This window comes from Pseudomonas sp. FW305-28, assembly GCF_017351395.1.
Classification (GTDB): domain Bacteria; phylum Pseudomonadota; class Gammaproteobacteria; order Pseudomonadales; family Pseudomonadaceae; genus Aquipseudomonas; species Aquipseudomonas fluorescens_AA.
In genome coordinates this window covers 1-13,343 of record NZ_JACNDD010000001.1, presented here as the reverse complement: position 1 = coordinate 13,343, position 13,343 = coordinate 1, and the positions used below count along the sequence as shown (strand labels likewise).

Sequence of the window (13,343 nt, the reverse complement as noted above, 5' to 3'; positions counted from 1 at the left end):
CATAGGCCGAAACTCCCACCCCGCCTGGGAGTATCAGCCGATGCGCGATGGCCCTGTGCTTCCTCATAGTTGCGGTCAACGGTCAACGGTCAGGCCTTGATGACCGCATGCTTTGGAGAAAGTCATGACTATTCTCGAGCAAGACTCCGCGCTGCCGAGCGATCCAGACTCGCTATACACGGTAACAGCCAGCACTGGCCTGGGTGTCGTGTCAACCGGCGTCAACGTGACGCTGGATGAAACCGCCGGCTTGCAAAACGGCACCGCCACGCCGGGCGCCGCAACAGATACGGATGACAACGACATTCTGGTCGCGTCCCTCCCCCTGACCTTCGCCAGTCGGCTGACTGCCCTTGGCACAGGGGCCGCGACGGGCGTCGCCTTGAGCGGCTATACCGGTGCCGTCGGCGACACCGGCAGCGATGCATTCACGGTCAATGCCGCACCTGGCGCAAGCATTACCAATATCAGCTTCGTCGGCAGCAACGGTGCGCCGCTCGACGGTGTGGACAGTGGACTGGATACGCTCAACGGCACCAGCATCCTTCTCTACACGGACACCAACGACAATATCGTTCTCGGCAGGGCCGGTGGGCTAACTGGTGCCATCGTCTTCGCCGCCTACATTGAAGAAACCGCCACCGGCGGCAAGATCTGGACCGTGCTCTACGAACCGCTCCAGCAACCCGTCAACACCAACCCCGACGATGCCGTCAACCTGCTGGACAAAGTCTTCATCGGCGCGAGCCAGGACCTGGAATTCAGCCTGGCCAATGCGCCTTCCGGCCAGAACCTGTTCCTGATGTTCACAACAGCGAACCCCACCACGGAGCTGGTCGACGGTGTCCTGCGCATCACCGACCCCACTATCATCGCCACCGGCAAGAACCCGGCCGACCAGTCCAGCGGCGCCAACATCACCACCGGTGACACGATCAACACCAGCCAGGCCGGTGGGCCGACAACCTTCGGTACCAATAACCAGATGATCGTGGAACAGGAAGGCATCCGTTTCACTTTCGTCACCGGTGCCAGGCAGGATGTGACCATTCCCAACCTGGACCAGACCGAAGCGGATGTGGAATCCAACATCGACTTTACCGACGTCTTCAATACGAAGATGGCCAACTTCGATGTCGTGCAGTTGCAGGCCGGCAAGACCGCCGTGGTAAAAATCAGCGCGTTCAGCACCGCGGCTGAATCCGGGGTGAATTTCGTCAATGGCTACACCGGTGACACCTCGGTAGCGATCAGCAATGTCCGTGTCACCAACATCAGCACCGGGGTGGTCATCGAGAACTCGGACGGCTCTGCCAATGATGCGGGCATTGTCATCAGCTTCGCGTCCGGGGTCGCCACCATCACCGGCGTCAAGGCCGGCTACCAGATCGAATACACCACCACGTCAGATCACAACCGTGTGCTCATCGAAAACGGCGCGGCCCTCGATGCCAAGGGCACCAACCACGCCGACTTTGACATCGGCGGCTTCACCCTGGTCCAGGCGTCCGTTGCGAAGACCGAAATCGGCTCCAAGATGATTTTCGAAGACGACGGGCCGAGCATCAGCACCACCGGCACCGAGCCAACCCTGACGGTGGACGAGACGCTACTGGGCACCAACGCCACGCAGAACTTCGCCGCCAACTTTACCTCCGCCTACGGCGCCGACGGTGCCGGTACGTTGACCTATGCACTGGGCGTGGTGGCCGGCGCTTCCGGGCTGACCGACACGGCCACGGGTGAAGCGGTCAATCTGTCGCTCAACGGCGCGGTTGTGGAGGGCCGCACGGCCAGTACCAATCTGCTGGTGTTCACCGTCAGCGTGGCCACTAATGGCGATGTCACGCTCGACCAGATGCGGGCCGTGGTGCACCCCGACACCACCAATCCCGATGACGCCAAGAGCCTGACCTCGGACAACCTGGTGACGCTGACCGCGACCAAAACCGACAAGGACGGTGACAGCGTCCAGGCGACGCTCAACATCGGCCAGAACCTGGTGTTCGAAGATGACGGGCCGAGCATCAGCACCACCGGCACCGAACCAACGCTGACGGTAGACGAGACACTACTGGGCACCAACGCCACACAGAACTTCGCCGCCAACTTCACCTCCGCCTACGGCGCCGACGGTGCCGGTACGCTGACTTATGCGCTGGGCGTGGTTGCGGGTGCTTCCGGGCTGACCGACACGGCCACGGGTGAAGCGGTCAACCTCTCGCTCAACGGCGCGGTTGTGGAGGGCCGCACGGCCAGTACCAATCTGCTGGTGTTCACCGTCAGCGTGGCCACTAATGGCGATGTCACGCTCGACCAGATGCGGGCCGTGGTGCACCCCGACACCACCAATCCCGATGACGCCAAGAGCCTGACCTCGGACAACCTGGTCACGCTGACCGCGACCAAAACCGACAAGGACGGTGACAGCGTCCAGGCGACGCTCAACATCGGCCAGAACCTGGTGTTCGAAGATGACGGGCCGAGCATCAGCACCACCGGCACCGAGCCAACGCTGACGGTGGACGAAACGCTACTGGGCACCAACGCCACGCAGAACTTCGCCGCCAACTTCACCTCCGCCTACGGCGCCGACGGTGCCGGCACGCTGACCTACGCCCTCGGCGTGGTGACCGGCGCTTCCGGACTCACCGACACGGCCACCGGCGAGGCGGTCAACCTCTCGCTCAATGGCACGACGGTCGAAGGTCGCACGGCCACTACCAACCTGTTGGTGTTAACCGTCAGCGTCGCCACCAATGGCGATGTCACCCTCGACCAGATCCGGGCGCTGGTGCACCCCGACGCCACCAATCCCGATGATGCCAAGAGCCTGGCGGACAACCTGATCACGTTGATCGCGACCAAGACCGACAAGGACGGCGACAGCCTCCAGGCAACGCTCAATATCGGCCAGAACCTGGTGTTCGAAGACGATGGTCCTTCCGTCGCGTTCGGCAACCTGATCGGCACCGGCAGCGTGCTTGCGCAATACGGATTCTGGGAAAAATCGGCCGGGGCCGACGGGCTGGGAGCCGCTGGCCTGGACATCGCGCTGGTCAATGGCCAGTTCACCCTGGTCAGGCCCGACGACACGACCACGACCGGGACCGGCACGCTCGTCGAGCAAGCACCCTCGCCGGACGTCGATGGCGCGTACCATTTCGCCGGGACGTTGACCGGTGACTTCGACAACAACGCCGCCACCGCCGATACCAGCGTCGACTACACGCTGACCGCCTATGCCAATGGCAGCTATGCATTGGACCTGGTGCAAGGCTTCAGCTCGACCATCGTACGTAGCAGTGCCGACGGTTCGCTCGATGCCGGTGGCCCGGATCCGGTGCGCACCTTGTTGATCCCTGAGACGAACAATCCGGCCATTCCTTCGGCATCCGAAGAAATCGTGTTCTTCTCCGCGAAGGCACTGGCCTCCACCACGGATATCCTGACCGGCATCGGACTCGGAGCCCCCGACCCCACCGAGGCTGCCCTGCAAACCACGCCATTGCCGTCCTACATCGACCCGACGGCCATGAACGTCAGCACCTCCGGCATCGGCGTCGGCAACAACCTGCTGCAAGGGGACAACCTGGCGGCAATCGGCGCGGCCGATGAAAGCTTCGTCATCAACCCGGAGAGCCTGGTAACAGGCATGAAAATCTTCATCGACAACTCGGTGGCCGGCTACAACACCGCGACCGAAGACCTGTATTTCCGGATCTACTACGAAGACGGCACGTTTTCCAACCTCACCGAGGTTAATACCCTGACGCCCGAGATCGGTGGTCAGGTGTCCTTCGAGATCGAGCGCGAAGGCACGGCAATGATCGATGCCGTTCAACTCACAATGGGCCGTGGCGCGATCAAGATTCCCGTGATCCAGTTCATCCAGGAGACCGAGAACCTGGCCAGCGATGTGCAGCTGTCGTTCAACGCAACGCTGACGGACAAAGACGGAGATACGGCGACGAGCGCATTCGACGCCAACCTGTTCGCCAACAACGCAACCGACGCACTCTTCGACTACACGCTGGTGGGCACAGGCGGTGAGCGGGATGCCTTCAACATCGACCTGACCTTCACCGAAAACCTGTACCAAGTCACGGGCTTCGATGTCAGCCAAAACCTGCGAGACACGCTGGTGCTCAATGGTGACCAGGGCGCCGTAGTCCAATCGATCGACAACAACGGCGCAGACAGCATCGTGACCGTCGCTGAGACGGGCGGGCAAATCACAACCATTACCTTGGTGGGCGTCGACCTGCTGGGGAGCGACGTGGTCTTCGGCAACGCCTGAAGCACCGCGCGTGTGAAAGATGCGAGGAGGGCCTGGAAACCATCCTCGCATCGCTTTTTATACCTTCCCTGATCACGACGAAACCCGCTCACCCTCATGGGTTTCTGGGTTGGATGCGAACTCCATGTTCACGGCGATTTTCCTGTGGGAGCGAGCTTGCTCGCGAAAGCGGTGGGTCAGCCTGCATCAATGGTGCATGTGCCGCCGTCTTCGCGAGCAAGCTCGCTCCCACACTGGTTATTCAGAGAGCAAAAGACTTGTGTTCGGCATCAATCCCTCTGTGGGAGCGAGCTTGCTCGCGAAAGCGGTGGGTCAGTTGCCATAACCACTGGATTTTCCGCCGTCAGCGCGAACAAGCTTTGCTCCCACAGGTTGGACCCACCACATGGCGTCAACGCCCCGTCCTCTTTAACTGCAGGCATCGAGTCTTACAGACAAATACGTAGTAACAAGGAGCGCCAGTCCTGAGGCTACGTCGTCTTGCGCCTTTGCCTACAACTAAGCCAGAATCCGCCCGCTTGTGCGCTTTGGGGCTGGATTCTATGGTTACCTGGTCGCTGAAAATCAGCGGTCGGGTTTAGCAGCCTGAATCCCTAGACGCACGGTGCTCCACATTGTTGAGCAGGTATTAATGCCTGCCATGTAATGGCGGTTGTGCGTGGGAGACCTTTGGGTCTGCCGGCTTCTAGGGGTCCGGTCTGCTAACCCGCGTACAGTCGCCACCCTTTTCGTTTAGCAGCGATGTCTGGCGGCTCCATTACCCCTAGGAGCGTCATCATGTTCAAAGCCACACCCAATCCACCGGAATCAGACCCCACCTCTTCCTACTCAAGCCTCGATCCGGAAAAATTCCACGAAGCCACCGAGCGGGCGCTCGATTATTACTTGAAGCCGGAACAGGCCAAACCCAAGAAAGGCCGGACAACGGCTCAGCTCTTCACCGTTGTCGATGACATCGACACTGAAAGCCTGCTCGCCAACCTCAGCGAAAACCTGGCCTCAGCCAACGCCATGATCAGCGACTTGGCATTCGATCTCGAGGGCTCTCGCCGGCATGTTGCGATGGGTATCCAGCAAGTGATTGAAGTGAGTGAGCTGCTGGCGAATCGGGCGCTGGATATCGCCGATCCACGTTAACAACTCGCCCCAAACCAAAAGGGCTGGCTGGCGCTGTAAACGCCTCGACTACAAGGCAGCCAGCTCGTCCCATGCAAACCGACCCACCGCTTTCGCGAGCAAGCTCGCTCCCACACTGGATCTTCAGAGGGCAAAAGGCTTGTGTTCGGCACCAATCCCTCTTTGGGAGCGAGCTTGCTCGCGAAAGCGGTGGGTCAGCCTGCATCAATGGTGCATGTGCCGCCGTCTTCGCGAGCAAGATTTGCTCCCACAGATCTGAGGGGTGTACGACCAGAGGAACCAGGCCGGCTACTAGCCTGCTGCTCCCACACAGATCGCTCAATCCAACTCCACCCAAGTGGACTCCGGCGGTTCTTCACTGGCGGTAAGTCCATGCTTTAACGCATACATCAACAGGTCGATGCGGTTAATGAGATCAAGCTTCTGATAAATGTTACTGAGGTGATTGTGCACCGTGTGCTCGCTGATACCCAGGCGCCCAGCGATGCTGATGTATTTGGCAGACGGGTCCCCCACGATGGCACGAATCAATTCCTTCTCGCGCAACGTCAACCGAGCCAGTTTCGCCTGCTCCAGATTGCATTGGGTGGTTGCATGGCCGATGGCGGCATAGCCGGAAAGCCCACCGGCCCAGGCCCTGTCCATTCCGATATCGCGATGATGCACCTTGACGATGGCCTGGATGATCGCCTCCGTCGGATCTTCGGCCAACACGATGCCCCGTGCGCCCGCCTCTATCGCCTGAGCAACAGGAACGGCCTCATACAAGCCCTTGAGCACGAGCACTTTCATCTGCGCGCTGCGGGTCAGCCCGGCGACAACCTCCAGAGGGTTCAGCGCATCAGGAAAGAAACTGAAGAAAATCACGTTGGGCCGCAACTGATCGGCGAGGTCCAGTGCATGGGTATAGGTCGCAGCCTGACCACTCACTTCCATCTGCGGCTTTCTGGCGTTGATCAAGTCATGAAGTCCCCGAAGGACAAGGGGGCGACAATCGACCAACATCACGCGGATTGGTGCTCTGTGATCCGGTCTCATATCGCTGCCCCCCTCGCAAGGCAAACCAGGATGTCCACTGGGTTTTCTGGTGGGGGTAGCGTGCATTTCAAGAAGCCGGACGAAACCCTCGAGACAACCTGGATAGGAATAATTATCAACAGCTTACACATGATAATGTGCTCCTTTCGAGCTCGTAGGCTGAGTCTAGGACAGCCCAGCGCACCGCCGAACATCCATTAGCCAGTCGTCGGCCTGAATCTGGTACCGACCGTCTGGCCAATTTTCCAGAAAGGTGGGGAAACGCTCGTTAAATCAGTTCGTTAAGCCCAGGGCAAGGAGTCGGCGAGACTGCCGAGGCTGGACGAGAATCGTCAATTAATCGACAAATGGTACGTACTTAGCCACCGCAATAAAGCGACTTAAAAGTAACGTCAAGAAAACGCCCACGCCGGGCAACCAGATACAGGAACGCAAACAGGCTGATCAGCGAAAGTCTTGGCCAGCGCTGTCGGGACTTAGCCAGCCATTCACATTCTCAATGCTCTCGGCCGGTGGTTTACCCGCCCAGCGGTTCAGGATCAGCACATTGCTGAGAAAGTCGTATTGAGTTTTAAGCAGATCCCGCCGAGCCCGGTATTCATTGCGCACGCTGGCCAGGACATCGACGGAATTGACCATCCCGTAGCTCAGGGCTTTTTCGGCGGCGACCCTGGATAACTGTGCCGACTCCAGGGCCAGCCGGTTCGCGCCGATTTTTTCGCCATTGGAGTTGGCGGTCAGATAAGCGTTAGTGATCTCCTTGACCACCCGCCGCCGAGTCGCTTCCAACTGCTGCTCGGCGACCACTTGGTCCTGATAGAGTCCACGGACCCGCGCCGACGTGGATCCGCCGCTGTACAGCGGAACCTGGAGACCTATCCCGGCGACATAACTGTCCGTGCGAGGTGCCAGGGAGTTGTTGTAGCCCTCATTGGTCTGCTGGGCACTCAGGTTCAAGCTCAGGGTCGGATAGTGCCCTCCCTTGCCGCTGCGCAAGGCCGCCCCCGCCGCTTCGACGCCGCTCTCGTTGGCCTTGAGCGCAGGGTTGAGTGCCATGCCATCGCGAACCCAGGTTTCCAGGCTGTGCGCCGAGACTTGCAGTTCAAGGTCGTCACGAATCCGATTGAGTCGCTCCTTGACCGGCCGACCGACAATCTCTGCCAGTGCCTCGCGACTGAGGCTGGCCTGGTTGCGGGCATCCAGTTCCTGGGCCGAGAGCAGATCCACCCGGGCCTTGAGATCGAGTTGATCGGTGATCAACGCCAACTGCTTTTCATACAACGCATTGATCCGGTCCAGGCTTCTCTGGGTGGTTCGACGCTCTGCCCGCACCAACTGCAACTCGTCCTCGGCCGCCAGCGCGGTGAAGTAACGCCGGGCCAGCTCCACCGAGGCTTCGGCCTGGGTTTCCAGGGCTTGGGATTCGGACTGCCTGGCCAGGCTCTTGAACTTCTGATAGTTCTCCCAGGCGGCTTTGTTATAGAGGTATTGACGCAACACCAGGCCATAGCTTTCGCTATCGAAACTGCGTTGCACAAGATCGCTTTCCTGGTGAATCCGATTCGACCCGGCGTTGAACGACAATTGCGGCAAGAGCGCGCCCATGGCTTCGCTCTGATGCTCCTGACCGGCCTGCGCTTGCGCATAGGACGCCAGTATCTGCGGATCCTCCAGCCGCGCCTCGCGATACAATTGCATAAGGTCGGTGGAAAACGTCGAGGCATTGATCCCGGTGGGCGTTGCCGCCTCGGCCTGCGCCAGGACGGCGGCCGCTGCGAGCATCAAGAAACCGCCTAGCAGAGCTGTCGACACGGCCATGGTCATTCCTCGATCATCGATTGAGACAGAGCATTGCGAGCCGGCTGCATCAGATACTGCAACAGCGTGCGTTGCCCAGTGATAATCAACACGTCCGCCGGCATGCCCGGCAGCAGTTTGCGCTCACCCAAGGTGCGTGCCCCCTCGTCGGTCACCCGCACCCGCGCCAGGTAATAGGCCGTCCCGGTCTTTTCGTTGGTCATGCGGTCTGCAGATACGCTGCTGACCTCGCCTTCGATCACCGGCGTGGTAGCGCTATTGAATGCGCCGAAACGGATATCGGCACGCTTGCCGATGGCGATGCGATCGATATCCACCGGCGCCACCTGTGCTTCTATGATCAGGTCGGACACCGAGGGCACGATATCGAGCAATGGCGTCGCCGGACGTACGATCCCGCCAATGGTATGCACCGTCATGTCGATCACCATGCCCGCGTCGGGCGCCCGGATGACGATACGAGCGAGCCGGTCTTCCAGCGCCGAGGTTTTCTCCTGGAGGTCGTAGACCCGGGTCTGGACCTCGGCCAATTGCTTGACGACGTCAGCGTTGAAATCTTTGTCGACTTGCAGGATCTGCAGCTGTGTTTCGTTGATCTGCAGGCGCGTCCGGTCAATGGTGGAGCGGTGATCGGCAACCTCTGAATGCAGCAGCCCCAACTTGCGCTCCTGTTCGAGCAGACGCTGTTTGTCAACGAACCCCTGCTTGAGCAGGTCAGTCAACTCTTCGATTTCGCCGCTGTAGGACTTCTCCAAATGAACCTTGGAGCCGACCATCGACTCCAGCCCTTTGATCTGCTGGCGGAACTGGCCAATGCGCTCGCGCAGCACCGCAATCTGGCCCAGCCGCGAGCCTTGCCGAGCGTTGAATACCCGCGTCTCACCCTGGCGCGCCTCCATACCCCGGACACTGTCGAGATCGGCACTGTTGCCAAAACTGATCGCCGACAAGCTGTCGCGCTCGGCCACAAGCCGCGCCTCCATGGCCCTGGCCGCGATCAGTTGACCCCGGGCCATTTCGTACTCGAAGCGCAGTTGGGCGTCATCCAGAATGATCAGCGGGTCGTCACGTTTGACGATGTCGCCATCATGAGCAAGCAGCGCCTTGACGATGCCACCTTCAAGGTGCTGGACGGTTTTCCGATACGCCTGCACGGTGACCACGCCTGGCGCGTAGGCGGCACCGTCGAGCGGGGCGACGGCCGCCCAGGTGCCGAACAGGCCGAAGATCACGGCGATAATGACAATGCCCAGGCGACGAATTTTACGATCGGAGGTTGGCAGGTCGGCGAAGCTCTCAATTTGACGACTGGGCACCATAGGGTTCATCGGAATCACCCTTGCCGGTATCGACCGAAGCCGTGCCGGTGCTTGCGGGCACGGCTGGCATCTGTGCCTGCTGTCGCTGCGCGTTAAGTTCGGCCAGGACATGCTCGCGTGGCCCGTAGAGACTGATAACCCCAGCGTTCATCACCATGAGTCGGTCAAGCTGCGACACGATGTTGGTGCGATGGGTAATGACAAACAGCGTCGCGCCGATCTGCCTCAACTGCAGGATCGCTGCCGCGAGGGCACGGTCGCCGACGTCATCGAGATTGGAATTGGGCTCGTCGAGAACGATCAGCCGTGGGCTGCCATACAGCGCCCGGGCCAGTCCGATGCGCTGGCGCTGCCCTGCCGAAAGCATGAGGCCCTCGCTGCCGATGACGGTGTCATAGCCATCGGGCATCTGCAGGATCATCTCGTGAACGCCGGCGACTCTGGCCGCCTGGATGACTTGCACCGAATCGACCGCGGTGAAGCGAGCGATGTTCTCACCGAGGGTGCCTTCGAACAACTCGATGTCCTGAGGCAAGTAACCGATATGGGGCCCAAGCGCATGCTTGTCCCAAGTGCTAATGTCAGCGCCATCGAGCCGAACCACTCCATGCTGCGCAGCCCAGACGCCCAGCAAGGCCCTGGCCAGGGTCGACTTCCCCGCCGCACTGGGGCCGATGATACCCACCATGCAACCGGCAGGTGCGCTGAAGCTGATGTTCTTGAGGATCGGGGTCCTGGAACCGGGGGCCGCGACAATCAGGTTCTCGACCTGCACGTGCCCTTGGGGGGCTGGCAAAGCCATGCGCTCGGGTTGCGCCTGCTGTTTATCGAGGATGTCATTCAGGCGGCTGTATTGAGAACGGGCGGTGATAAAGCCCTTCCAACTGCCGATGATCAGGTCGATGGGGGCCAACGCCCGCCCCAACAGCACGGACCCGGCGAACACCAAGCCGGCCCCGACCTGATGGTCCACGGCCAGGTAGGCCCCCAAGCCCAGGACAAGCGACTGCACAAGGATGCGGAAGGTGCGCGACAGCGTGCTGATGATCGCCCCGCTGTCACTCGCTGCCGATTGCAGCAACAGTACGTTGCGTTGCCGCCGGCTCCAGCGATCCATCAGGGTCTCAAGCATGCCCATCGATTCGATGACTTCGGCGTTGCGCAGGTTCTTGGTGGTGTGGAGCGTCGCGCCGATGTGCTCTTTGTTGGCCTGGGCTAGCACCGGCCCCGTCAGTCTTTCGTTGATGAAAGCGAGCGCAAGCAACAACAGCGCGCTGGCCGTCGCCACCCAACCAAACCAGGGATGGAACAGGAACATCACCGCGATATAGATCGGCAGCCAGGGCGCATCGAAAAACGCGAACAAACCGTTGCCGGAGAGAAACTGCCGCAAGCCTGTCAAGTCATTGAGCGATTGGGCCGAGGCGTCCATGCCGCCGCTTTCCAGGGCCCGCTTGAAGCTCGCCCTGTAGACCTGGCGACTGAGCAGCACATCCAGCCGAGTGCTGACCCGAACCATGATGCGTGAACGGATCCATTCCAGCGAACCGAGGGTCACCAGCAATGCGATCATGATCAGCGTCAGCATGGTCAGGGTCGCGAGACTTCCACTGGTGATCACTCGACCATAGACCTGGAGCATATAGAACGTGGGAACGAGCATCAGCGCATTGATGAAAAAGCTGAAAAACCCGACAGAAATGAAGCTGTCCCGGCAGGCTTTCAGTGCTTTTTTCAAGCTGTTTTCAGGTGCGCTTCGCATTGAAACCCCCTGCTCGGGTGACCCTCCTCTGGAGCTTAGATCATGCCGGACGACGGTGTGTCGCAATTAGCCAGTTTGTTTTCTGTCAGCCAATGCCAGCGTCTACAGGGTCAGGAACAGCGCGGAGGTCCAGACCCGTGACTGATCCCGCTGGCGGGCACAAATGAACAAGGGGTGTTCACGCCCTGGATCAAGCCCCAGGCGGGCCAGTTCGATGCGCCCCTGCAACTCACGGGGCAACGGTGCAGCGGTCATCCGTTCCAGGGACAGCTTCAACTCCGCGCCCGGCAACTGCTCGACCACTTGCGATTGCGCCAACAACTCATCGCCGGACAGCTCCATCACCACGGTCGGTGCGTGCACGTAAGGTTGCGGTTCGGACGGGTCGCCGACCTTGACGTAATTGTCGATACGGCTGTGGATCTGTAGCGTGGCGCCGGCCAGTTGCGACAGGTCGATTTCGATGCTGTCGGTATCGCCGTTGGTGTCGGTGCGAAACGCCAGGACCGTGGCGTCCTTACGCCATACGGTCTGCTCGGGATGGTCGAGGCCCAAGGCGCGGAAACCATTGATGACCGCGCCGGTGATACGGATTTCGCCAGTCCAGTACGCACCGCGATAGCGGTCCTTGATCCGCGCACCACCCAGGCGCAGGCGAATGCGTTGGGCGCAGAAACCCAGTTCCTGGTGCAGGTTACGCGACCAGATCAACTGGTCGCCATCGAACAGATCGACCTGCTCCCACCCGGCCTCCCCCAGCAGTCGATAGTCCAGGGAGGCATTCGAATCGGCAGTGAAGACTTCCCCCATGAAGTGCTTGCCCTGGCGCAGGCTGGCGAACGAACGCTCCCCGGTCGTGGCGAAGGTACGGCGGGCGCGCAAGGCCTTGCCGACGCTGGCGCGGTCGAAAGCCTCGGCGACCACACCCGTCAACCCGCCACGGGAGCCGAACACCGCCGTGGCCGGAACGCCGCCACCGCAGCGGCCCTGGTGTTCATCGCTGTTCGCCGCGGCGCCAACCCGATAGCCACGCTGCAGCGCTTCGGCGTAGACCCAATGGAACTGGCCCCAGGCCGAACCCACCTCGATCAGCCTCTCGAGTTCCGGGTGATGCCAGTCGAGGTTGCAACGACGTCCGCCGACATGGGGCATCATCAGATGGCCTTCGGGGTCCTTGGCATAGGCGGCGTACAACTCGTCCACCGGCCAGGCGCCTGGCTTGATGGTGCCAGCGGTGAACTCGTTCCATTCGAAGGAGCGCACCAGTCGTCCTTGATTGTCGAAGGGGAACTCGGGTTTGCGGTCATGCAGGAATACGACGTTGCGGTCGCCGCCCGCGCAAGAGTTACCGCACCATTCGGTCCCGGGATAACACACGAATCGACCCGGCTCATTGAGCTCGTGGATCAGCTTGACCGCCTGGTCCCAGCGTTGCTCGGTGATATTGAAGTCATTGGCGGTGTAACCGAGGACGTCGAGCCCGGCGACATCGCGACCGTAGCTGAGGTTGTACAGCGTGTCGTTGGTGCCCACCGTGTCATCGGAGTGCACATGCAGGTCGGCGTAGAGCGGGCGCAACGCCGTACCGGCCGGGTCGACAGTGACGAAGGCCTGGGCCCCGTCGACAAACGGCGCCGCCACGTTGGCGGACAAACGCCACTCGCCCACGGCACCGAGCTCAAGCGCCTCGAGCCGGGCCGTCGCCCAACCTTCGGACGCCAGCGTGAACGGCTGTCGGCGCTCGCCGCCCTCCGGATCAACCAGGGTCAGGACACCCTCGAGCGGCAAGTTTCGGCAGGTGTTGCCCCAGGCATCGTCCACCCGCAAGAGGACATCGAAGGCTTCCCCGGCGCTGACCAGTCGAGGCACGATCAGTTGCACGCGCTGCGCCGGTCCCGGCACGATGGCCAACAAAGGATCGCCCGGCACTTCGGCAAATTTCGAACTGCCCAACGGGTCGATGAACAGG

Annotated in this window: 7 protein-coding genes; 2 read left to right on the top strand and 5 right to left on the bottom strand. The window is 60.9% G+C overall.

Annotated elements, in window-relative coordinates:
* The first annotated feature begins 124 nt into the window (after positions 1-124).
* Both J4E53_RS00035 and J4E53_RS00030 read left to right on the top strand, forming a co-directional pair.
* The gene (locus J4E53_RS00035; protein ID WP_103308002.1) at positions 125-4,300 is read left to right on the top strand and encodes a DUF5801 repeats-in-toxin domain-containing protein; all 4,176 of its coding nucleotides are present in this window, start codon (positions 125-127) and stop codon (positions 4,298-4,300) included.
* A gap of 777 nt (positions 4,301-5,077) precedes the next feature.
* Positions 5,078-5,437 carry a DUF6124 family protein gene (locus tag J4E53_RS00030; protein WP_103311099.1) on the top strand — a complete coding sequence of 120 codons (360 nt, stop codon included), beginning with the start codon at positions 5,078-5,080 and terminating at the stop codon, positions 5,435-5,437.
* A gap of 318 nt (positions 5,438-5,755) precedes the next feature.
* Here J4E53_RS00030 and J4E53_RS00025 read toward each other — a convergent pair whose 3' ends face one another.
* The 5 genes from J4E53_RS00025 to J4E53_RS00005 all read right to left on the bottom strand — a co-directional run.
* Positions 5,756-6,475 carry a LuxR C-terminal-related transcriptional regulator gene (locus J4E53_RS00025; RefSeq protein ID WP_060741804.1) on the bottom strand — a complete coding sequence of 240 codons (720 nt, stop codon included), beginning with the start codon at positions 6,473-6,475 and terminating at the stop codon, positions 5,756-5,758.
* 444 nt (positions 6,476-6,919) lie between these two features.
* The gene (locus J4E53_RS00020; protein WP_177431750.1) at positions 6,920-8,293 is read right to left on the bottom strand and encodes a TolC family outer membrane protein; all 1,374 of its coding nucleotides are present in this window, start codon (positions 8,291-8,293) and stop codon (positions 6,920-6,922) included.
* A gap of 2 nt (positions 8,294-8,295) precedes the next feature.
* Positions 8,296-9,621: an HlyD family type I secretion periplasmic adaptor subunit gene (locus tag J4E53_RS00015; RefSeq protein ID WP_177431749.1), complete on the bottom strand. Its 1,326-nt coding sequence runs from the start codon at positions 9,619-9,621 to the stop codon at positions 8,296-8,298.
* Positions 9,590-11,374, bottom strand: a complete 1,785-nt coding sequence (locus J4E53_RS00010) for a type I secretion system permease/ATPase (RefSeq protein WP_103311093.1) — start codon at positions 11,372-11,374, stop codon at positions 9,590-9,592. Before J4E53_RS00010 ends, J4E53_RS00015 begins: the two co-directional genes overlap by 32 nt.
* A gap of 102 nt (positions 11,375-11,476) precedes the next feature.
* Positions 11,477-13,343, bottom strand: a 1,867-nt coding sequence (locus J4E53_RS00005) for a hypothetical protein (protein WP_207268093.1), incomplete at its 5' end; no start/stop codon positions are given.

Bases quoted from the DNA above. Each gene is read 5' to 3' on its own strand.
- J4E53_RS00025 (WP_060741804.1), bottom strand. From the start codon at position 6,475: ATGAGACCGGATCACAGAGCACCAATCCGCGTGATGTTGGTCGATTGT.
- J4E53_RS00020 (WP_177431750.1), bottom strand. From the start codon at position 8,293: ATGGCCGTGTCGACAGCTCTGCTAGGCGGTTTCTTGATGCTCGCAGCG.
- J4E53_RS00015 (WP_177431749.1), bottom strand. From the start codon at position 9,621: ATGAACCCTATGGTGCCCAGTCGTCAAATTGAGAGCTTCGCCGACCTG.
- J4E53_RS00030 (WP_103311099.1), top strand. From the start codon at position 5,078: ATGTTCAAAGCCACACCCAATCCACCGGAATCAGACCCCACCTCTTCC.
- J4E53_RS00035 (WP_103308002.1), top strand. From the start codon at position 125: ATGACTATTCTCGAGCAAGACTCCGCGCTGCCGAGCGATCCAGACTCG.
- J4E53_RS00010 (WP_103311093.1), bottom strand. From the start codon at position 11,374: ATGCGAAGCGCACCTGAAAACAGCTTGAAAAAAGCACTGAAAGCCTGC.